Annotated in this window: 21 protein-coding genes and 1 pseudogene; 11 read left to right on the plus strand and 11 right to left on the minus strand. The window is 29.2% G+C overall.

Annotated elements, in window-relative coordinates; all coding sequences use genetic code 11:
- Nucleotides 1–28: 28 nt before the first annotated feature.
- From argB to H8R92_RS01320, 8 genes are all read right to left on the minus strand, one after another.
- Nucleotides 29–883 carry an acetylglutamate kinase gene (gene argB, locus H8R92_RS01285; RefSeq protein ID WP_243166541.1) on the minus strand — a complete coding sequence of 285 codons (855 nt, stop codon included), beginning with the start codon at nucleotides 881–883 and terminating at the stop codon, nucleotides 29–31.
- 13 nt (nucleotides 884–896) lie between these two features.
- Nucleotides 897–2117: a bifunctional ornithine acetyltransferase/N-acetylglutamate synthase gene (gene argJ, locus H8R92_RS01290; RefSeq protein WP_186834519.1), complete on the minus strand. Its 1221-nt coding sequence runs from the start codon at nucleotides 2115–2117 to the stop codon at nucleotides 897–899.
- Nucleotides 2118–2137: 20 nt separating this feature from the next.
- Complete coding sequence (gene argC, locus H8R92_RS01295) at nucleotides 2138–3172, minus strand: N-acetyl-gamma-glutamyl-phosphate reductase (protein WP_186834478.1); 1035 nt, start codon at nucleotides 3170–3172, stop codon at nucleotides 2138–2140.
- Nucleotides 3160–4560, minus strand: a complete 1401-nt coding sequence (argH, locus tag H8R92_RS01300; RefSeq protein ID WP_186834479.1) for an argininosuccinate lyase — start codon at nucleotides 4558–4560, stop codon at nucleotides 3160–3162. The genes argC and argH overlap by 13 nt, the downstream gene beginning before the upstream one ends.
- Nucleotides 4561–4562: 2 nt before the next feature.
- Nucleotides 4563–5786 (minus strand): argininosuccinate synthase, encoded by a 1224-nt coding sequence (locus H8R92_RS01305; RefSeq protein ID WP_186834480.1) that lies wholly within the window; start codon nucleotides 5784–5786, stop codon nucleotides 4563–4565.
- A 253-nt stretch (nucleotides 5787–6039) separates the two neighbouring features.
- The gene (locus H8R92_RS01310) at nucleotides 6040–6864 is read right to left on the minus strand and encodes a hypothetical protein (protein WP_186834481.1); all 825 of its coding nucleotides are present in this window, start codon (nucleotides 6862–6864) and stop codon (nucleotides 6040–6042) included.
- A 92-nt stretch (nucleotides 6865–6956) separates the two neighbouring features.
- The gene (locus H8R92_RS01315) at nucleotides 6957–7304 is read right to left on the minus strand and encodes a DUF4363 family protein (RefSeq protein ID WP_186834482.1); all 348 of its coding nucleotides are present in this window, start codon (nucleotides 7302–7304) and stop codon (nucleotides 6957–6959) included.
- Nucleotides 7305–7333: 29 nt separating this feature from the next.
- On the minus strand, nucleotides 7334–8137 hold the full coding sequence (locus H8R92_RS01320) for a YetF domain-containing protein (protein WP_022212921.1): 804 nt from the start codon (nucleotides 8135–8137) through the stop codon (nucleotides 7334–7336).
- A 166-nt stretch (nucleotides 8138–8303) separates the two neighbouring features.
- Here H8R92_RS01320 and H8R92_RS01325 point away from each other — a divergent pair, with 166 nt between their 5' ends.
- The 7 genes from H8R92_RS01325 (at nucleotide 8304) to nudC (ending at nucleotide 14770) form a co-directional block, all read left to right on the plus strand.
- Complete coding sequence (locus H8R92_RS01325) at nucleotides 8304–9764, plus strand: nucleoside kinase (RefSeq protein WP_022212922.1); 1461 nt, start codon at nucleotides 8304–8306, stop codon at nucleotides 9762–9764.
- Between the two features lie 175 nt (nucleotides 9765–9939).
- Nucleotides 9940–10620, plus strand: a complete 681-nt coding sequence (gene sdaAB, locus H8R92_RS01330) for an L-serine ammonia-lyase, iron-sulfur-dependent subunit beta (RefSeq protein WP_186834483.1) — start codon at nucleotides 9940–9942, stop codon at nucleotides 10618–10620.
- A gap of 1 nt (nucleotide 10621) precedes the next feature.
- Nucleotides 10622–11506, plus strand: a complete 885-nt coding sequence (gene sdaAA, locus H8R92_RS01335) for an L-serine ammonia-lyase, iron-sulfur-dependent, subunit alpha (RefSeq protein ID WP_022212924.1) — start codon at nucleotides 10622–10624, stop codon at nucleotides 11504–11506.
- Between the two features lie 190 nt (nucleotides 11507–11696).
- Nucleotides 11697–12536, plus strand: a complete 840-nt coding sequence (locus tag H8R92_RS01340) for a hydroxyethylthiazole kinase (RefSeq protein WP_022212925.1) — start codon at nucleotides 11697–11699, stop codon at nucleotides 12534–12536.
- Nucleotides 12537–12720: 184 nt separating this feature from the next.
- The gene (locus tag H8R92_RS01345) at nucleotides 12721–13347 is read left to right on the plus strand and encodes a hypothetical protein (protein ID WP_186834484.1); all 627 of its coding nucleotides are present in this window, start codon (nucleotides 12721–12723) and stop codon (nucleotides 13345–13347) included.
- Nucleotides 13348–13407: 60 nt separating this feature from the next.
- On the plus strand, nucleotides 13408–13794 hold the full coding sequence (gloA, locus tag H8R92_RS01350; RefSeq protein WP_022212927.1) for a lactoylglutathione lyase: 387 nt from the start codon (nucleotides 13408–13410) through the stop codon (nucleotides 13792–13794).
- 148 nt (nucleotides 13795–13942) lie between these two features.
- Entirely contained in the window at nucleotides 13943–14770 is an 828-nt protein-coding gene (gene nudC, locus H8R92_RS01355) for an NAD(+) diphosphatase (RefSeq protein WP_022212928.1), read from the plus strand.
- 163 nt (nucleotides 14771–14933) lie between these two features.
- Here the strand turns inward: nudC and H8R92_RS13560 are convergent.
- Nucleotides 14934–15124, minus strand: a pseudogene (locus H8R92_RS13560) (IS701 family transposase); the annotation flags it as partial.
- A 204-nt stretch (nucleotides 15125–15328) separates the two neighbouring features.
- Here H8R92_RS13560 and H8R92_RS01360 point away from each other — a divergent pair.
- Nucleotides 15329–16576 carry a glycosyltransferase family 2 protein gene (locus H8R92_RS01360; RefSeq protein ID WP_186834485.1) on the plus strand — a complete coding sequence of 416 codons (1248 nt, stop codon included), beginning with the start codon at nucleotides 15329–15331 and terminating at the stop codon, nucleotides 16574–16576.
- A 43-nt stretch (nucleotides 16577–16619) separates the two neighbouring features.
- Here the strand turns inward: H8R92_RS01360 and fba are convergent, their stop codons facing one another.
- Nucleotides 16620–17483, minus strand: a complete 864-nt coding sequence (gene fba, locus H8R92_RS01365; RefSeq protein WP_022212930.1) for a class II fructose-1,6-bisphosphate aldolase — start codon at nucleotides 17481–17483, stop codon at nucleotides 16620–16622.
- A 209-nt stretch (nucleotides 17484–17692) separates the two neighbouring features.
- On the opposite strand from fba, the gene H8R92_RS01370 reads away from it, so the two are divergent.
- Together H8R92_RS01370 and H8R92_RS01375 are read left to right on the plus strand one after the other, a co-directional pair.
- Nucleotides 17693–18529 (plus strand): PHP domain-containing protein, encoded by an 837-nt coding sequence (locus tag H8R92_RS01370; RefSeq protein ID WP_186834486.1) that lies wholly within the window; start codon nucleotides 17693–17695, stop codon nucleotides 18527–18529.
- A 197-nt stretch (nucleotides 18530–18726) separates the two neighbouring features.
- Complete coding sequence (locus tag H8R92_RS01375; protein WP_022212932.1) at nucleotides 18727–19491, plus strand: EFR1 family ferrodoxin; 765 nt, start codon at nucleotides 18727–18729, stop codon at nucleotides 19489–19491.
- A 79-nt stretch (nucleotides 19492–19570) separates the two neighbouring features.
- On the opposite strand, the gene H8R92_RS01380 is transcribed toward H8R92_RS01375, so the two are convergent.
- Nucleotides 19571–20335, minus strand: coding sequence for a DeoR/GlpR family DNA-binding transcription regulator (locus H8R92_RS01380; RefSeq protein ID WP_186834487.1), 765 nt, complete (start codon nucleotides 20333–20335; stop codon nucleotides 19571–19573).
- 389 nt (nucleotides 20336–20724) lie between these two features.
- Here H8R92_RS01380 and rbr point away from each other — a divergent pair, with 389 nt between their 5' ends.
- Nucleotides 20725–21303 carry a rubrerythrin gene (gene rbr / locus H8R92_RS01385; RefSeq protein ID WP_186834488.1) on the plus strand — a complete coding sequence of 193 codons (579 nt, stop codon included), beginning with the start codon at nucleotides 20725–20727 and terminating at the stop codon, nucleotides 21301–21303.
- The last annotated feature ends 192 nt before the right edge of the window (nucleotides 21304–21495 follow it).

Below are 21495 nucleotides of genomic sequence, written 5' to 3' on the forward strand. Positions count from 1 at the left end.
TGAAAAACCTCCTTAATTAATTGATAATTTAAAAGATTTCTGTTCCAATTCCTTTTTCAGATAGTAGCTCAAGTAGTATAGCATGAGGAATTCTACCATCTATAATAACTGATTTTTTTACACCAAGGCGTACAGCTTCAACGCAGCAACTTATCTTAGGTAACATTCCGCCTTGAATTACTTTGTCTAAAGTAAGCTTAGGTATTTCATGAAGCCTTAAGGTGGAAATTAATGAAGAACAGTCCTTCGGATTCATCAGTACTCCTGGAACATCTGTCAGTAAAAGAAGTTTTTCTGCCTTAAGAGCGGCAGCAACTTTAGAAGCACAAGTATCAGCATTGATGTTATAGCTATCTTTATGGTCATTATCAGTACCTATGGAAGCAACCACAGGAATGTAGCCTGCTTCAATGGCTAACTTTAAAGGGGCCGTATTCACATTAGTTATTTCACCAACATATCCTAAGTCCACATCGGAATTTATCTTTTTACAAGTAATAAGATCACCATCTATACCTGAAAATCCCAATGCTTTACCACCACAATGACCAAGAAGTTTCACAAGATCTTTGTTGACTTTTCCAGCAAGAACCATTTGAGCAACATCCATGGTATCTTTATCAGTATATCTTAGACCATTAATAAACTTACTTTTATGATTTATTTTCTTTAAAGTACCACTAATATCAGGACCACCACCATGAACAATGATGGGATTTATTCCTATACATTTCATTAAAACAATATCGTTGATGATAGTTTTGGTTAATTTATCATTAACCATTGCATTGCCACCATATTTTATCACCATGGTTTTACCATAGTAGGCTTGTATAAATGGTAAGGCTTGAATTAATATATTTGCATGTTCACTATGATTCAATCTAATTCACTTCCTAACTTCTATAATCGCCGTTAATTTTTACATAGTCATAAGTTAAATCACAGCCCCAGGCAGTAGCAGAGGCCTTGCCAGAATGTAAATTAATATTTATCTTCACATCATCCTTTAATAATATTTCTTTGGCTTTACCTTCATCAAATTCTACATAACAGCCATTTGCACATACTAGTATTGAATCTGTTTCACAAGCAAATTCAACAGTTACTAAATTAGGATTAAACTCAGTATTAGCATATCCTAAGGCACAAAGTACTCGGCCCCAGTTGGCATCGCTACCAAAAATAGCAGTCTTAACTAAGCTAGAGTTAATTACACTTTTAGCAAGAATTTCTGCCGATTTCTCATTCTTACAGCCAGAGACATTACATTCAATTAATTTGGTGGCACCTTCACCATCTTTGGCAATTTCCTTAGCTAAATGGATATTAAGGGTATTTAATGCTTCAAGAAAAGTATAGTAGTTATGGTCTTTTTCATTTATGTTATCATTATTAGCTAAGCCATTAGCTAGTATCACAACCATATCATTAGTACTGGAATCGCCATCAACACTTACTCTGTTATAGGATATATCAACAGAAGATTTTAAGGCTTCTTTTAAAAGTTTTGCATCAATATTTAAGTCTGTAGTTATAAAAGAAAGCATGGTAGCCATATTAGGATGAATCATACCAGAACCTTTGGCCATGGCACCTATAACTACAGGAGTACCGTTAATTTGGAATTCAATGGATATTTCCTTCGTGGCTGTATCAGTAGTAATTATTGCTTCAGCAGCAGAGTGTCCCCCATAACTATTAAGCTGAGCTATAGCTATAGGGATACCATCTTTAATAGCATCAATATTTAAGGGAACTCCTATTACCCCAGTAGAAGCAACTAAAACATCATCAGCTTTTATATTTAAGGCTTTTCCACAAAGAGAAGCCATTTTTTTAGCTTTTTCTAAACCATCATCACCTGTGCAAGTATTGGCATTACCACTATTAATTATGATGGCTTGTGCACATTTATTATTTAAATGCTCCTTGGTGATAAGTAGTGGGGCACCTTTAACTTTATTTTTTGTATAAACGCCACATGCAGTAGCTGTAACGTCAGAATAAATAATAGCTAAATCTTTTTTTAAGGAACTTTTTTTTATGCCGCAATGAATTCCTGCAGCCTTAAACCCCTTTGGTGCAGTAACACCTTTATTTATATTAATTTTAATTTCAATAACCTCCTTAAAAATTAAAATGGAGGGCTTATCATATTTAGCCCGCAATCTTCATTTAGTCCTAGAATTAAGTTTAAGTTTTGTATAGCTTGTCCAGCGGCACCTTTAATCATATTATCTATAGTGCTGATAATTATCAATTTATTTTTTCGATAGTTTTCATGTAATGAAATTTGACAATTATTAGAGTATTTTACATTTTTAATTTCTGCTGTGGTATTTAAAGGTAATACTTGAAGGAATTTTTCATTTTTATAAAACTCATCATATATTTGATGTATTGATTTAAGTGATAGATTATTTTTTGTTTCGCAATAAATTGTTGAAAGAATACCTCTATTTATTGGTAGAAGATGAGGAGTAAAGGTTACTTCTATAGATTCGCCAGCAATAGATGAGAGTGTTTGTTCAATTTCAGGAGTATGCCTATGACAGCCTATGTTGTAAGGGACAAAGTTTTCATTTAATTCAGGGTAGTGACTTTTAAGAGAAAGTCCACGCCCAGCACCAGTAGCACCAGATTTGGAATCAATAATTACATTATTTGTTTTAATTAATGAATTTTTTAGTAAAGGCATTAATGCTAAAGCAATGCTTGTTGGATAACAGCCAGGGTTAGCAATAATACTACAATTTTTAATTTTTTTACGGTTTAATTCAGGAAGTCCATAAACGCTAAGTTTATGTAAATCACTATTTATAAAATTTTTACCATACCATTGTTGATAATCTTTTTCAGAATCAAGTCTAAAATCTGCACCTAAATCGATGATTTTCTTTTTTCTTTCTAAGGCTTTTAGAGCAAATTTTTCGCTAAGTCCATGAGGAAGAGCAGTGAATATTACATCACATTTCTCAATAACATTCTCAGGATTTTCGCAAATTAAATTGATTTTATTAATAAGAATTTTATAGATGGAAGCTATTTCTTCACCTTTAAAAGATGAAGACGAAATAGCTTCAACAGTAACCAAAGGATGGGTTAAAAGTAGCCTTAAAAGCTCTATGCCCACATAGCCTGTAGCACCAATAATTCCTACTTTAGACATTTTAGCACCTCCAATTTTTCACCTATGAAGTTTTCTAAAAGGGAAATTTGATTTTGTACTGATGAGGAGCTAGGGCCTCCCATAACACTTCTGTCTTCTACACAAGTTATTAGATCTATGGCTTTATATACATCTTCTTCAAAGAAAGGAGAAAATGATTTAAATTCATCTAAAGTTAAATCGTAAATAGTCTTATTTTCATCTATGCAATATAAGACGATTTTACCAACTATTTCATGAGCATTTCTAAAGGCTTCACCTTTTTTTACTAGGTAATCAGCAACATCAGTGGCATTGGTAAATCCACCAGAAGCAGCTTTATTCATTACATCCTTTTTTATTTTCATGGTATCAAGCATTCCAGTAAAGGTTTGGATTGATAGTAGTACAGTATCAAGTCCATCAAATAAAGATTCTTTATCTTCCTGCATATCTTTGTTATAAGCTAAAGGAATTCCTTTCATCACAGTTAAAAGCGTCATTAAGTCACCATAAACACGGCCTGTCTTACCACGAACTAATTCTGCTACATCAGGATTTTTCTTTTGAGGCATTATGCTACTACCAGTACTATAAGCATCATCTAATTCAACAAAGTTAAATTCATCTGTACACCAAAGGATCACTTCTTCTGAAAAACGTGAAAGATGCATCATTATAAGTGAAAGGGCAGATAATGCTTCAATGGCGTAATCTCTATCTGAAACAGAATCAATACTATTTATTGTAGGATTATTAAAGCCAAGTTCATTACTGACAAAATTTCTATCTATAGGATAAGTAGAAGTGGCCAATGCACCGCTACCTAAAGGCATTTCATTCATTCTATCATAGCAGTCTAGAAGTCTGCCGTAGTCTCTTTTAAGCATTTCAGCATAAGCCATTATGTGATGAGCAAAAGTAATTGGCTGTGCTTTTTGCATATGAGTATAGCCAGGCATTATGGTATTTATATTTTCTTTTGCTTTGTTTAAAATTACAGTTTGTAAATTTAATACCTGGTTGGCTACCACTATTAAATATTTTTTTACATATAATTTAGTGTCTAAAGCCACCTGATCATTACGGCTTCTGCCAGTATGAAGTTTTTTTCCTTCATCACCAATATAATATGTTAGAGTACTTTCAATAAAACTATGGATATCTTCTGAAGCGTTATCTATATCAATAACTCCGTTTTCTATTCTTTTTAATATTTCATTTAATCCATTCACTATTTTTTCACTGTCCTTTGATGATATTATTCCTTGTCTGCCAAGCATTTTTACGTGAGCAAGGCTTCCTATAATATCTTCCTTATACATACGAGAATCAATAGATATTGAGGCATTAAAGGTATTTACTAATTCATTAACGCCAGATTTAAATCTTCCCCCCCAAAGCTTCATGGTTATTGATCCTGTTTCTTAATTGCTGAATGCATTTTTGAATTTACTATTGTAGGAAGACCAAAAAGATTTATAAATCCTTCAGCATCTTTTTGATTATAGATACCATCTTCACCAAAAGTAGCATATTCTTCGCTATATAAGGAATAAGGAGAAGTCATACCAGCATTTACGATATTACCTTTATATAATTTTAATTTAATTTCACCAGTGACAGTTTCCTGTGTTTTATTGACAAAGGCAGATAAGGCTTCTCTAAGAGGAGAGAACCATTGGCCATTATATACTAAGTCAGCAAATTTTAAGGCAATGATTTCTTTATAGTGGGCAGTTTCTTTATCTAAACATAATTCTTCTAAGTCTTTATGAGCTTTATAAAGGATAGTTCCACCAGGAGTTTCATAGATACCACGAGATTTCATGCCTACAAGTCTATTTTCCACCATATCAATGATACCAATAGCATTCTTTCCACCAATCTCATTTAATTTTTCCATTAACGCAACACCAGAAAGTTTTTCACCATTTAAAGCAATAGCAATACCTTTTTCAAAAGTTAAGCTTATATAAGTAGCTTCATCAGGTGCATTTTCTAAAGTGTTAGAAAGCTCAAGAATCTTATGATATTTTGGCTCATTTTCAGGATATTCAAGATCAAGGCCTTCATGGCTTAAGTGCCAAAGGTTTTTATCTTTACTATAGTTTGTTTCATAAGTAATTTTTAGCGGAATATTATGGTCTTCGGCGTATTTAATTTCTTCTTCTCTAGATTTTATATCCCAAATTCTCCATGGAGCAATGATGTCCATATCAGGAGCAAAATGTTTCACAGCAAGTTCAAAACGTACTTGGTCATTACCTTTACCAGTACAGCCATGGCAAATAGCATCAGCACCTTCATTAAGAGCAATTTCTACTAATTTTTTACCAATGATAGGTCTCGCAAAAGAAGTTCCTAGAAGATATTTCCCTTCATAAATAGCACCAGCTTGAATAGTTGGGAATATATAATCTTCCACAAATTCTTTAGTTAAATCTTCAATATAAATTTTAGATGCCCCAGAAGATAAAGCTTTTTCTTTTAAGCCTTCAAGTTCATCTTTTTGCCCCACATTTCCAACAACAGCAATAACTTCACAGCCATAATTTTCTTTTAGCCAAGAGATAATTATAGATGTATCTAATCCTCCAGAATAAGCTAGTACAACTTTATTGTATTTTTTCATAGATATAGCCCCCTTTATATACCAAACCAGATATTTCTTATTTTAAAATTAATTTCCAAATACTTATATATATGATTATATTCCGAGATGAATAAATATGCAACGATTATTTTTAAAAATGCATAAAAACTTTATATTTAGCTTTAAAATGCATAAAAACTTAATATGAATGTATAAAATATGTAGTGATAAAATAAAAATAGCATGAAGTAGTATATTTAAAAGTTTTAAAAAAATATACTACTTTATGCTATTAATAAATGACAACAGTACGACAAATATTTTTAAAAGAAAGAGTAGAGCCATTTTTACAAGTTACATAAAGGGTTAATGGAAGGCTTCCTCTAAAATCACTTGGAATATCCTTAGGGGATATTGAAACTGTATAGTGTGATTCATTAGAAGAAGTTGAGTTTTTATTTAAAGCTATATCTGCCAAGAACTCTTTATCATAGCCATCTATTTCTACCCATACCCTAACAGGTTGGAAATCAGAAAGTTCATAAGTATTGAAAATATTTATACCAATGGATGCACTATCATCAGAAGAATCAATCTTTTGATCAAATACTTCTGATTTTAAAGGATAGTAGTCAGTACTTATTATATGTTCAATTTCATTTGCTCTAGAATTAGTACCTTCTGTAATAATTCTATATTGATAATTTTTGCTATAATTGAATGATAAATCAGCACTATAACATAAGGTTGAATTTTCATTTAAAGATATCTTAGTCCAATTAGATGGATTTTCCTCATCAGCATAAATTATGTATGGAATTTCTCCATTTTGTAATTCTTTAAAATATACATTAAAAGAAAGTGTATATGTATCATCAGTAAAAACAGATGATAAAAGACTTATATCCAATGAAGAAACAAAAGAAGCTTTCTTGGATATTTCAGATGGTAAAGAATCAATTTTATTTTCTAAAGAATTTAATTCATTCTTTATTTCTGATATTAAGCTTGAATTTGAATTTATATAATTACTTAATTCCATGGTTTTATTAATGAGAAATAAGTTTAAAATAATATTTGTACCTAATAAAAGGTAAGATATTTTGATTTTTTTCATTGCCATTCCCCTTTTTTTATTTAATTCCATAACGACTTTCATTATACACTAAACAAGAAAAAGATGGTAATATATAATATAATTAACAAAAATTAAAATATATTTTTTAAATCAGGTACTTGAAGGTCTTTTATATGTTGTGCTGCAAATTTCAATAGATGTAGTGAAGTAGAAGCCTCAGACATATCATCTTTTTCAATATAGACTGTAAGCTTTAGAGCTTCGTTTAATAACACGTCATAATCAAGATGATTAATATAAATTGAAGGAATAACAGCTTCTTCATCAAGACGGCTAAAAATAATCATAGCAGCTTCAAAGCTTTCTTCTTTATTTTCACTGGATAGTCCATACTCTAAAAATTCGCAATCGTTGATTGTTTCTGTACATAAATTTTTAAATTTCATATCTGAATAAAATAAAAAAGATATTAAAACCAAAAAAATAAAAATTGAAATTAATGAATTTTTCATTTGTCCTCCTCAATATATTCATCATATCTTTGAAAAAAGAATTTTCCTTCGGTATCAGTCATAGCTAGAATTATTTCTTCAATTTTTCCTGCTTTATGTTTATCTAGTTCATGTTGTATCCAAGCTTTATTTTTTCTACTGCTAGTTAATGAATTATTATTAATATGGCCATCAAGAATGTATATAATAGGTAATCTTGGTGGAGAGCTACTGGAACTTTTATTATTTTTACAAGATGACTTATGCTTTTGAGTATCTGAAGAGAAACCATTTCCTTCACTAGCACTATTACTAGTAGGTTGAGTATTGCTTGAACATTTAACTATAGGACTTGGAGAACTAGAACTTGAAGCAGAGCTTGAGCTAGTCAAAAATGACAATTGTCCGTTATTTTCCAAAATTGCATACTCAATTTCATTTAAATCAAAGTAACCAGCTAGTCTAAGTTCTTCCATAAGTTCATCTAGATTGATTTGTTGTTTTGAAAGAGCCTTCATATTTATCTTGCCTTTATGAACTAAAATTACTGGCTCACCTTCTAATATTTTTCTCGCCAATTGGCTTTTAAGTTGAAGTTGAGTCAGAATTGTTTTTATAAATAGCAATGTAATTATAGGTATTATACCTAAAATTAAAGGAAGACGCGTATCTTGCATTGGAAGTGCTGCTAAATCTGAAATCATTATTGTTATTACAAATTCGTAAGGTTGTAACTCTCCTATTTGACGTTTTCCCATCAATCTCATCACCAATATTACCAGTGAGTAGAGAATAATGGTTCTTATTAATACTATAAACATATGCTAAAACCACCTCAAAATAAGTATTTGTAAATATTACTCTTTTATGCAAAGTATATCTTTTATAAGCAGAAAGATTTTAAGACAAAATAATATAAAATGATAGAAAAAAATCTTTTTATGTATATAATAAAAATAAGAGGTGAACAGTTTAGGAGGAAGAATTATGGACAATATACGAAATAATTCTAGAACACTACAATTTATATTTATAAAAGCAGTTTTAGATTTATATAAAGATGCAACAGTAACTATGGAACATAGTATAGGAAAATGGGTATTTGGAGAAATTCATAAGAAAGATCCTTTAACTGCTGAAGAAGTAAATGATATTAAGAAGGAAATACAAAAACTAATTGATAAAAATTATCCTATAAAGCGAATTAAGGTAAAAAGAGAAGATGCAATAAAAATTTTTCAAAACTACGGTATGGAGGATAAAGTAAAGCTATTGCAGCAAACAAGCTTTCAAGTAGTAACTTTATATGAATTAGATGGAAGATATGATTATTTTTATGGACCAATGTGGGAATCAACAGGTGTCATTAAAAATTTTGATGTTAAGTTTTATAATGGCGGATTTATTTTAGGATATCCAATAGATGAAAATTTAATGATAGTAAATAAATTTGTAGAACAAAGAAAGCTAACCAATATATTTAGAGAAACTGAAAAGTGGTTAAATATTTTAGGAATAGGGGAAGTTGGCTCATTAAATGAAAAAATATCAAATGGAGAGCTAATTGATTTGATTATGATAAGCGAAGCTCTTCATGAAAAGAAAATTGCTCAAATATCAGATATGATAAGTGATAAAAAAGAGATAAAAGCTGTTTTTGTATCTGGACCAAGTTCATCAGGGAAAACGACCTTTGCCCATAGATTAGCTATTCAGTTGAAGGTAAATGGATTAAGTCCAATACCAATATCTCTTGATAATTATTTTGTTAATAGGGAAGAAACTCCAAGAGATGAAGATGGAGAATATGATTTTGAGTCAGTAAAATCTATAGATGTAAAATTTTTTAAAAATCAAATGAAGGAATTATTTGAGGGTAAGGAGGTAGAAATACCTATATTTAATTTCTTAACAGGATATAGGGAAAAATTAGGTAACAAGGTGAAAATGCCTAAAAATGGCATCCTGATAATTGAAGGAATTCATGGACTTAATCCAATTTTGACATCTTCCTTAGATGAAAATAATATCTTTAAAATTTATATTTCAGCATTAACACAGTTAAATTTGGACAATCATAACAGAATTTCCACAGCTGATGTAAGACGTGTGAGAAGAATTGTTAGGGATAGTTTATCTAGAGGTAAAAATGCAGAAGAAACATTGCTTATGTGGCCAAGTATAAAGAAAGGTGAGGAAAAAAATATTTTTGTTTACCAAGAAGAAGCAGATGTTATGTTTAATTCTACTTTAGTATATGAATTATGTGTATTAAAGAGAAAGGCCCTAGAAGAATTAGATAAAGTAAGTGCAGATAGTAGTGTTTATGATGAAGTAAAAAGGCTAAAAGCATTTTTAGGATTTTTTGATGAGATAGATAAAGCACTGGTACCAGAGAATTCAATTTTAAGAGAATTTATTGGAGGGAGCATCTTTTATAAATATTAATTAATATTTATAAATTGGTAATGGATAATTAGTAATTGATAATTGCTGATGAAAGTCTTGGACTTTCTGAAGAATATATTTGTGAAATTTTCTTAAACAGTTTCATCCATACTTAAACAGTTTCATCCATAATTATCAATTATCCATTATCAATTAAAAAGACTGGGGGTAGTTTATGAAAAGCGTAGGTGTATTTGATATTTTAGGACCAATAATGGTTGGACCATCATCATCTCATACGGCAGGTGCAGCTAGATTAGGGAAGATAGCAAGGGCAGTTGCTGGAGGTGATATAAAAAAAGTTATCTTTTTATTACATGGATCTTTTGCTAAAACATATAAGGGACATGGTACGGATAGAGCTCTTGTAGCTGGTATATTAGGTATGGAGCCTAGTGACTTAAGGTTAAGGAATGCATTAGATATTGCAGAAAAAGAAGGAATTAAGATAATTTTTCAGGAAGCTGATCTTGGTGATGTTCATCCTAATACAGTTAAAGTATTAATTGAAGGTCGAGAAGGTGAAGAATATGAAATGGTTGGTTCATCCATTGGTGGTGGAAGTATTAATGTTACAGAAGTAAATGGAAGTAATGTTGAGTTTACAGGAGCATATCCAACACTAGTGATTTCACATATGGATGTTCCAGGAGTTGTATCACAAGTTACAGCACTGTTATTTGAGTTAGATATAAATATAGCTTTTATGAAGGTAATTAGAAGCCAAAAAGGAAAAGAAGCAACTATGGTTTTTGAATTAGATGGAGAAATGACTGAGGAAGCTGTAGAACAAATTAAAAGCTTTGGATACATAAAAAAAGTTATTATGATTAATCCAATTAAGGATGGTGAGTAATATGCTAGAAGCTAAAAATGGTGAAGAATTATTAAGAATATGTGAATCAGAAAATATTTCTTTAAGTGAATATGCTATTAGAATAGAAATGGAAAATAGAGAAATAACGAGAGAAGAAGCTTATGCAAGAATGAGAGATGTATTGCAGGCTATGAAAGATGGAGCTAATGAAGGTAGGGCTAAAGAAGTTTATTCAGTTAGTGGACTTATTGGTGGAGATGGTTATAAAATGCAGAAATACCTAGAAAGTAAAGAGACTTTAACAGGTGATGTAATTGTAAAAGCCATGGCCATGGCGTTATCGTCATCAGAGGTAAATGCTTCTATGGGAAGGATAGTGGCTTGTCCTACAGCAGGATCTTGTGGAATATTGCCAGCAGTAGTTTTATCAGCAGGAGAAAGACTTAATAAAAGTGATGATGAATTAATAAATGCTTTATTTACTTCTTCAGCAGTAGGAATGATTATAGGAAGAAATGCAACTCTTTCTGGAGCAGAAGGAGGATGTCAGGCAGAATGTGGTTCAGCATCAGCTATGGCAGCAGCTGCTGTAGTTGAGATGATGGGTGGAACTGCAAAGATGTGCTTAGATGCAGGAGCTATAGTATTAAAAAATATATTAGGATTAGTATGTGATCCTGTAGCTGGTTTAGTGGAGATACCATGTGCTAAAAGAAATGCAGCAGGTGCTGTAAGTGCATTATCAACAGCAGAGTTAGTTATGGCAGGTGTTAGCTCTCATATTCCTTTTGATGATGCAGTAACAGCTATGTATCAAGTAGGTAAAAGTCTTCCATCTTCACTGAGAGAAACTGCTTTAGGGGGAGTTGCAATTACTAAAGCAGGATTGATTTTAAAGAAAAAAGTTTTTGGTGATGAAGAATAAGAAAATAATAAAAAGAAATTAGCTTTTAAATAAATATTAGATATAAAGTTTAAAATAGAAGTGGGCAAATTAATTTGTCCACTTTTATAATCCTTAAATAAAGGTATAATCCTTTAACACTATTGATTAAATATGAATACTATATTATAGGCATGTTGCACTCTAGATAATAAAGTGAGGATAATAAAAAATGAAACTTAGCAAAGAGTCGATTGCTGGTATTTTAGAAAAAGAAAGAAAAACTAACCCGAAAGTACATTATATTTCAGATATGACTAAAGCTAATGAATTTGCAGAAGCAGTGAGGATTTTTAATGGAAGAAGTATAATGGCTTATGGAATAGAAGAAATTCATGAAATAACTGCAGCAAGTAATTCATTAGTAATTGGATTAGAAACGCTGGATAATGGAAAGATATTAGCAATGGAGAGAGCATTAAGGATAGCTAAGAAACGAAAAGTACCAGTATTATTGGATTTAACTGAAGTAAATATTTCATTATATAGAAAAAATACAGCTTTAAGCTTTTTGAATAGATACACAATAGATCTTGTAAAAGGAACGGTAGAAGAAGTACAGGCCTTGATAAGGTCACAGAAAAAAAATAGATGCAAGAAAAAAAATATAAAGGACGAGTATAGAGATTTTGCCATAAAAAATAAGACTTTTTTAATTGTAGAGGCAGAAGAATACTATATAACTGATGGATATAGTGAGTTTTATATAGAAAATAATAGTATGGATTTAAATAAAAAAATAGGATTAGGCTATATTTTCACTGCACTATTAGCAATAGCTATAGGAGGGGTTGATAATAGGAAAGAAGAAATGGTAGCCATATTGATAGCTGTTATGATATTTTCTATTGGATGCAGTTTAGAGGGAAATAAAATTAATGAGTGTTATAAGGATGGCTTTTTTAAGTTAAAGGAGTTATTTTTGGATGAAATAAAAAATATAGATGAAGAAAGGATATATGCTTTAGGAAAGATTATTTATAATTTTAAAAGTAAAAGAGTAAATAGATGAGAAATATAATAGATGCTTTAGTATAATATTAAAGCATCTTTTTTTGAGAAATATAGAAAAAATGCTACTTGTTAATATTTACATAAAAAGATATTTATATTAAAATAGGATATAATTACCAATACAATATAGATAATTTTAAGATGTCAATTATAGATTAATGGTTAAAAGAGGAGAGGGAATTATGAAAGAAAAGAAGTTTACATGTGATGAAGAAATATTAAAATGGCTCACTGAAAAAAATTTATCAGGAATAATTAAGGGAATTAATCAAAATAAGGGAATTATAAATGAAAAAATAGCTTCTGTAATATATTGTAGGAGCTTTATTAAGAAATTTGAAGATGAGTATAATAAGATATTTAATAGTTTAGGATTTAAAATATCTAGAATTACTGATGATTATATTTATATAAGCTATATTGATAGCAAAATTGAGTTTTTTATAGCTAGTAGCGAATTTATGAGAAGATATGCTAGAGTATTATTTAATAATAAAAATACTATTGATGATGCAATTTTAGACAAGTTTCAGCTTGTTAATACAGAAGAAAATATAAATAAATTTATTGAAAGATGCAATAATATTTTAGAAGATAGTCAGTATAAGTTAAAATCAGAAGTTGTAGATGGGAAAATAAGTAATATTATGAACATATTTAAAGGGGAATTTTTGGCAAAAGTAAATGCAGAGATTTTTACAAGGAATATAAAGAAGTATTTAGTGAAAATAAATGGGGATGCTAAAAGAAATACAATTGCTTTCATTGATAGAATTAATACATGGAATAAAGTTACAGTAGAAGTATAGATTATTAAAATATATAATGTTAAAATAATTTTGTATTATTAAGTTTTAGGAGGAAATGTTATGGGTGCAAAAATGTTACACACATGTATAAGAGTTGCTAATTTAGAAAAATCTTTAGAGTTTTATAAAGAAGTATTAGAGTTAGTTGAAACACGTAGAAAGGATTTTCCAGAGCATAAATTTACATTAGTTTATTTATCAGATAAGGAAGATGGATATGAGTTAGAATTAACTTATAATTATGATCCAGAAAAGCCATATGATATAGGTGATGGATTTAGTCACATAGCTATAGGAGCACCAAATATTGAAGAACTAAGAGAAAAGCATTTGAGTCTTGGTTATGAAGTTACCCCATTAAAAGGTCTTCCAGGAGAACCACCAAAATACTATTTTGTAACAGATCCAGATGGATATAAGGTTGAAGTTATTAGAACAGAGTGCTAATTATCATAATAGCTTAAGTAGGGTGTTTACTTTTAGTAGTGCTCTACTTAAATTATTACAAGTACTAAAATAAATTAAACAGTGCATATAGCTTTGATTATTCACTTAATTATCGAAGCGTTTAATTTAAAAAAAGGGGGAGGTAATTTTGAGTTTTGAGTATTTGAACTTTAAGTCTATATTAAATGAGCATGAGGAAGTGTTGCAAGAAGATGTATGCTTTGTTTTTTATGAAGGACAATTAATAGTTAAGTTTAATGCTAATGAAATAAATATTCCTAGGAGAAGGGAAATAGAAGAATTAGGTTTAACTATTAATAAAGAGTATTGCTTTGGTGAATTTAATATAGGCAAATGTTACATAGTTGAATGTGAAGACATAAAAAGACTGCCAATGAACTTTCAAATTATATCGTTATATCAATTAGGACAAATTGTAGATGAAGAAATTTTCTTAATAGCAGGAAGGGCTAATCATTTATTAAACTGGGATAATAGCCATAAATACTGCAGTAGATGTGGTTCGCCAAATATAAATAAAGAGGATGAAAGAGCTAAAGTTTGCACAAAATGTGGGACAGTAACATATCCAGTTATATGTCCAGCTATAATAGTAGCTATTACTAGAGGTGATGAAATACTTTTAGCACATAATAAAAATTTTGAAGATAATATGTACAGTATAATTGCTGGTTTTGTAGATGCTGGCGAAGATTTAGAAAGTACTGTGAAAAGAGAAGTTTTGGAAGAAGTAGGAATTAAGATAAAGAATATTAAATATTATGGAAATCAAACATGGGCTTTTCCTAATTCATTAATGATAGGGTTCTTTGCTGAATATGAAAGTGGAGAAATAAAGGTAGATGGCAAAGAGATACTGGATGCAGCATGGTTTAAGAAAGATAATTTACCTAATCTACCAAAGAAGATGTCCATTGCAAGAAAAATGATAAATAATTTTATAGAAAATAAATAATAAAGAAGAGCTACTTAATGGTTAATATCATTAATGTAAAAATTTTATGATAGGTATTTTCGCTTTTAATATTTAATGGTATAATCATATTCTAGTCATTCCTTATGTGATGTATTTTGGTTTTTAGCGAAAGTATTATATCACAAAAGAATGATTTTATTTATGTTTGATGCCTTGCTTGGACAAGCTTCATTGTGTGGGAAATTTTACTATTAAACTCTCTTTTGATATCATTGCATTCATAATACTTTCTAAGTGTTTTAACTGTAACTTAACTAGATATAAATCAAAATTTAATTGTTTAAAAAATTTGTATAATGATAATTTATCTGATATAATTGTATCTTGAAACATTTATGTATAGCTACTTGCTGTCATTGTTGTGTGTAAACTTAGTTATAGCAATAGTTTATCATAAATGTTTTTTATTTTATCTATTTGTAAAATTATTCAAGTGTTTTTGCATTATTATAGAAAATAAATATACATTACAATTTATTTGACAAAAAAATATATAAAATGAGATAATATGACTTGTGTCGAAATATAGGAGGAGTTATGTATAATTTTATAATAATTTTCAATAAAATAATGTTATTTTTATTTTTAACACTATACTCATATCAAATTTTTTATGCCATTATAGGTGTTTTAAAGAAAAGTAAAAATTTTAAAACAGATGTTAAAAATAGATATGCAGTTATAATAAGTGCTAGAAATGAAAGAGTTGTAATAGGTCAATTGTTACAAAGTATTAAAAATCAAAATTATCCAAGCCAATTGATAGATATATTTGTGGTAGCTGATAATTGTTCAGATGATACTGCACAAATTGCTAGAGAAGCAGGTGCTATTGTTTATGAAAGAAATAATAAAAAGTTAGTTGGTAAAGGATATGCTTTAGATTATATTTTTAAAATAATAATGAGAGATTATAAAGAAAAAGAGTATAAAGGCTATTTTATTTTTGATGCAGATAATATTTTAGATAATAATTATATTTTAGAAATGAATAAGGTGTTTAATAATGGGTATAAAGCAATAACTAGTTATAGAAATTCAAAGAATTTTAATTCAAATTGGATTTCAGCAGGATATGCATTGTGGTTCTTACGTGAATCTAAATATCTTAATAATTCAAGAATGATTTTAAATACAAGTTGTACTATATCAGGTACTGGATTTTTAATAAGCCATGAAATAATAAAAAAGAATAATGGATGGAAATATCATTTGCTTACTGAAGATTTAGAATTTTCAATGGATATTGTATTAAATAATGAAAAAATAGGATATTGTCATAAAGCGAAATTTTATGATGAGCAACCTTGTACTTTCAAGCAATCTTGGAATCAAAGACTACGTTGGTCTAAAGGATTTTATCAGGTGTTTAAGAAAGATGGATGGAATTTATTTATAAATATATTTAAAAATAAATCTTTTTCATCCTTTGATATGTTGATGACTATAGCACCAGCTATGTTTATTTCTTTACTAGGATTGCTAGTTAATTTTACAGTATTTATAATATCTATATTAAATAAGACTGATATGTTATTAGTACATCAAGCTACATTAAGTATAATATTCACTATTTTTAATTATTATTTAACATTATTTGCTTTTGGTGCATTAACAACAATAACTGAATGGAAAGAAATTAGAGCTACAGCTTTTGAAAAAATACTATATACTTTTACTTTCCCTTTATTTATTGCAACATATATACCAATAGCAATAGTTGCTTTATTTAAAAAGGTTGAATGGAAACCGATAGAACACACAATAATAATAGAAAATACATAATAAGAAAGAGCTGCCATTAAGCAGCTCTTTTAATGTGGAAAAATTAAGCTTTGTTAATTGATCCGAATAATTCCATTTTTTCTTTAACTGTAGCTTTGATAGCTTCGAATCCAGGATTTAATAATTTTCTTGGGTCAAATCCTTTTCCTTCTAAGTCTTTACCAGCTTCTACATATTTTCTAGTAGCTTCTTGGAATGCTAATTGACATTCAGTGTTAACGTTGATTTTAGAAACTCCTAAAGATATAGCTTTTTTGATCATATCTTCTGGAATTCCAGTTCCTCCGTGTAATACTAATGGCATATTTCCGCAAGCTGTATTGATTTCTTCTAAAGCATCAAAAGCAAGTCCTTGCCAGTTTGATGGGTATTTTCCGTGGATGTTTCCGATACCAGCTGCTAACATAGTAACTCCTAAATCAGCAATTGATTTACATTCTTGAGCGTCAGCAACTTCACCTTTACCAACAACACCGTCTTCTTCTCCACCAATTGATCCAACTTCTGCTTCTAAAGATAATCCTCTTTCAGAAGTAACTTTTACTAATTCTTGAGTCTTTTCGATGTTTTCTGCTATTGGGTAGTGAGATCCATCGAACATAACTGAAGAGAATCCAGCTTCCATAGCTTTGTAGCATCCTTCGTAGCTACCGTGGTCTAAGTGTAAAGCAACTGGAACCGTTATGTTTAATTCTTCTAACATTCCGTTAACCATACCAACTATTGTTTTGTAACCACACATATATTTTCCAGCACCTTCAGATACTCCTAAGATTACTGGTGAGTTATTTTCTTGAGCTGTTAATAATATTGCTTTTGTCCATTCTAAGTTATTAATGTTGAATTGACCAACAGCATATTTACCTTCTCTTGCTTTGTTTAACATTTCTTTAGCTGAAACTAACATGGCAATACCTCCGTGTACTTTAAATATTAATGGAGAATTAATCTAACTTATGTATACAAAATTCTCCTAAAGTTTATTATACCCTAAATATACAGGAAAGAAAACATAAAATAACAAAAATTAGCTGTTATATAGTATGAATTGTGGACAATACTAGATTAAATGATTAAAATTTAATTATAATAAAATATAAAAAGGGGAGAAAAGTTATGTTAGCAGATTTACATATGCATAGTTATTATTCAGATGGGACAATGTCTCCAAGAGAAATAGTGGAGGATGCAAAAAAAAGAAATGTTCAATTAATAGCAATTACTGATCATAATGTTTTAGATTCATATACGGAGCTTAAAGAAGCAGCTGAAGAATTTGGTATTAATGTTATTAGAGGAGTAGAAATAGATGCAAGATTTGAAGATATAGTAGTACATATCTTAGCATATAACTTTCAGGATAATGAGAAGTTATTTAATTTAGTTCATAAAGCAAAAAATGAATTATTACAAACGAGTATTGAGCTTATAAAGAGAATGGAAAATGATTATGAAAATATAAGCAGTGAAGATTATGAAGCATATGATTATGATAGAAGAAAAGGAGGCTGGAAGGGAATTCATTATTTATTTGACAGAGGTATAACTAGTGAATTGTTCGAAGGTGTAAAATATTATGGACAATATAAATGTGGGCATGAGTATTTTGATTATCCAACTGTTGAAGAAGTGATAGACGCTGTTCATGAAGCTAATGGATATGTAGTTTTAGCACATCCATGTAATTATTATAAAAATAATACTAAAGAAGAGGTATTAGAAAAGTTAGAGAAGTTTAAAAGTATAGGTATTGATGGAGTTGAATGTTATTACCCTGCCAATAGTGAGATGATGACAGAAACTTGTATAGAATTTTGTAAGAATAATAATATGATTATAACCGTAGGTTCAGATAGCCATGGAGATTTTGGAGCTGTAAGTAAGGGCATTGAATACTATATAGGAGCAGTTAAGAAAGATAGTTCTGAATTAAATTTAAAAGATATGATTTAATGGAAAGAATATACATTTTAGGTAATTTTATTAATAGATTAGAGGACAAGAATCTAGAGTTTACAAAGATACTAGTATAAAAATTTTATGCAGTGAAATTTATTATAATAACAAAGTAAAAACTTGATATAGTAAGCACCCTTTAACACTATAATATGTTATAAGGGTGTTTATTTTATAAAGAGGGTGGTTAGAAAATGATAAGAGCTGCTATAATTTATTTTTCAGGTACAGGCAACACAAAATTTGTAGCATGTAATATGAAAAAAAAGTTGGAAGAGAAGAATATATATACAGATTTGATAAACATTGAAGAAGATACTGTACTTCCATGTAATTATAAATATATAGTTATAGGGGGTCCTATATATGTTGATTTATATCCAGATATATTAGTTAACTATATAAGGAAGAATTTATATGGATATACAGGTAGGTGCATGTTATTTTCCACTCAATCCTCCAATGAGCCATCATCGGCTTTTCAAGATGTTTTAAATAGAGCTTCTTTTCTTAATGTGAAATACTGCCAATTTGTACAGATGCCTAATAATTTTTATAACTTTATGTTTAAAAAGACACCTAAGGATGAAGAAGAAAAACGGATAAAAGATGCTATTAAGGTGGGAAGTAAAGCTATAGAAGATTTTTTAAGTGGTGAAGAAAAAATATATCATACAAATTTTTTAAAAGTAGATTTTGTAAGAGCAGTCTATAAAATATTTTATCCCTATATCACAAAAAGATTAATAAAAAATATAGAAGTTGATTTGAAAAAATGTATTCATTGCAGGATGTGCGAAATTAGATGTCCAAGAAAAAGTATTCATATAAGCAATAAAGTAAGATTTAATGATAAATGCTTATTATGCCAAAGGTGTATGAATAGTTGTCCAAGAAATGCATTTTTATATAAGAAGAAAGTTTATGATAAATATGAACCTAATTTCAAAAAGTATTAATAAAAAATATAAGTTACTAAGAAATTAAGAGGGATACATTAAGTTTATGTATCTCTCTTAATATAAAGTCTATAATATATTAAATTAAAGTAATGTAAGCTTCACCAAGTAATTTAAGTATTGATTTTTCAGGTTGACTTTCTGTTATTATGGCATTAAAGTCAGAAATATTTGCAAAGATAAAACTGCCAGTAGTTTGGAATTTTTCATTTAATGTTACGATATAAAGTTCTTTAGAAATACTCATTATGGCACTTTTAGTATAAGCATCTTCTGAAAGAGCTGTACTGACAACACCATCAGCTAGGCTTATACCTGTACATCCAATAAAAGCTTTTGTACATCGATATTGTTTGATTTGTGCAATAGAATGAGAACCAATACTTCCACCAACAAATGGATTGTAGTCACCACCAATAAAAATAAAGTTTGTTTTACAGTTTTCAGGTATAAGTGATGATATTTCAAGCATATTTGTAATTAATGTTACATCTTTGTTGTTTTTTACAATTAATTTAGCAATCATATAGGAAGCAGTAGAGGCATCTAGAAAGATGGTATCTTTATCAGTAATTTCATTATAGGCTTTAATGGCTAACTTTTCTTTTAAATCTATGTTTTTAGAAACTCTCTTGTTAAATGATTCTACATTTGAATAGGAGTGTTTTATATTAATGGCACCACCATAGGTGCGCTGCAATAAATTTTTCTTTTCTAAAAATTGTAGATCTTTTCTAATCATGCTTTCGCTGACATTAAACTCTTTACTTAAATCTTTCACTAGAACTTTACCGTTGTTATTTAATAAATTTAAAATATGTTCATGACGTTCCTCAGTAAACATTATATGCAGCCCCTTATTAATATTATTTATTATCATTATATTATAAAAAAAATGGGAGTTCAATTGACTAAGTAGAATAAATAGTATAAAATGATAATAAATGATAGTAAATAATAGTAAATGATAAAGAGGGAGAATATATGAAGAAGATAGTTTTTATGAGAAGGTTGGTGTGAATAGTCAATTAATTTTATCAGAATATGATTTATTGTTAATAAGGAAAGTAGGTAGAAATAAGTCTATCTACTTTTTTGATTTTATAAATATGCTGAACAATTATTATGTGAAAAGAAATATAAGTCTATAAAATTTTCAAAACTAGTTTTAAAATGGAATAAAATGGATATAATTTACAGTAAAGAATAATTGTTAATTAAGGAGTGTATTTTATGAGGTTAAAAGGGACAAGAACCGCTGAAAATTTATTAAAATCATTTGCAGGAGAATCACAAGCTAGGATGAGATATACTTATTATTCAAGCTTAGCTAAAAAAGAAGGTTATGTGGAAATTGCTAATATTTTAATGGAAATAGCAGAGCAAGAAAAAGAGCATGCCAAGAGATTTTATAAATTCTTAAAAGAAGATTTTAAAGATGAGGGCATTGAGATAACATCTACTTATCCAGTATCATATCATGACAATACTCTAGATAATTTAAAAGCTGCAGCATCAGGGGAAAATGAAGAGTGGACAATTCTTTATCCAGAGTTTGCTAGGCAAGCTAGAGAAGAAGGATTTTCAGCCATTGCTGCAGCTTATGAAAGAATAGCAGAGGTAGAAAAGAATCATGAAAAGAGATATGAAAAGCTAATTAATAACTTGCAAAATCATACTGTTTTTAAGAAAGAAGAATCAGTGCTATGGATGTGTACTAATTGCGGATACATCTATGAAGGGAAAGAAGCACCAAAGTCGTGTCCAGCATGCTTACACCCACAAGGATACTTTAAAGTTTATAATGAATAATTATAAATTAATGATGAATTATGAATGACAAAACTCACAGAGCTTTTAAATTATATTTTTTAAACTCCCCTAGGGGAGTTTATTACTTAAATTTATCATTTAAATATAAGTTCATAATTCATGAACTATTTTATTTCAATAAAAATCCATTGTTGATTCCAGCCATTATTATCACTCCTTGGAAAAGTTTAC

The organism is Clostridium lentum (assembly GCF_014287815.1).
In the GTDB taxonomy this organism is placed as follows: Bacteria; Bacillota; Clostridia; order Clostridiales; family Clostridiaceae; genus Clostridium; species Clostridium lentum.

Bases quoted from the DNA above. Each gene is read 5' to 3' on its own strand.
- argC (WP_186834478.1), bottom strand. From the start codon at position 3,172: ATGTCTAAAGTAGGAATTATTGGTGCTACAGGCTATGTGGGCATAGAG.
- argH (WP_186834479.1), bottom strand. From the start codon at position 4,560: ATGAAGCTTTGGGGGGGAAGATTTAAATCTGGCGTTAATGAATTAGTA.
- H8R92_RS01305 (WP_186834480.1), bottom strand. From the start codon at position 5,786: ATGAAAAAATACAATAAAGTTGTACTAGCTTATTCTGGAGGATTAGAT.
- H8R92_RS01310 (WP_186834481.1), bottom strand. From the start codon at position 6,864: ATGAAAAAAATCAAAATATCTTACCTTTTATTAGGTACAAATATTATT.
- H8R92_RS01320 (WP_022212921.1), bottom strand. From the start codon at position 8,137: ATGTTTATAGTATTAATAAGAACCATTATTCTCTACTCACTGGTAATA.
- H8R92_RS01325 (WP_022212922.1), top strand. From the start codon at position 8,304: ATGGACAATATACGAAATAATTCTAGAACACTACAATTTATATTTATA.
- sdaAB (WP_186834483.1), top strand. From the start codon at position 9,940: ATGAAAAGCGTAGGTGTATTTGATATTTTAGGACCAATAATGGTTGGA.
- sdaAA (WP_022212924.1), top strand. From the start codon at position 10,622: ATGCTAGAAGCTAAAAATGGTGAAGAATTATTAAGAATATGTGAATCA.
- H8R92_RS01340 (WP_022212925.1), top strand. From the start codon at position 11,697: ATGAAACTTAGCAAAGAGTCGATTGCTGGTATTTTAGAAAAAGAAAGA.
- H8R92_RS01345 (WP_186834484.1), top strand. From the start codon at position 12,721: ATGAAAGAAAAGAAGTTTACATGTGATGAAGAAATATTAAAATGGCTC.
- gloA (WP_022212927.1), top strand. From the start codon at position 13,408: ATGGGTGCAAAAATGTTACACACATGTATAAGAGTTGCTAATTTAGAA.
- H8R92_RS01360 (WP_186834485.1), top strand. From the start codon at position 15,329: ATGTATAATTTTATAATAATTTTCAATAAAATAATGTTATTTTTATTT.
- fba (WP_022212930.1), bottom strand. From the start codon at position 17,483: ATGTTAGTTTCAGCTAAAGAAATGTTAAACAAAGCAAGAGAAGGTAAA.
- H8R92_RS01370 (WP_186834486.1), top strand. From the start codon at position 17,693: ATGTTAGCAGATTTACATATGCATAGTTATTATTCAGATGGGACAATG.
- H8R92_RS01375 (WP_022212932.1), top strand. From the start codon at position 18,727: ATGATAAGAGCTGCTATAATTTATTTTTCAGGTACAGGCAACACAAAA.
- H8R92_RS01380 (WP_186834487.1), bottom strand. From the start codon at position 20,335: ATGTTTACTGAGGAACGTCATGAACATATTTTAAATTTATTAAATAAC.
- rbr (WP_186834488.1), top strand. From the start codon at position 20,725: ATGAGGTTAAAAGGGACAAGAACCGCTGAAAATTTATTAAAATCATTT.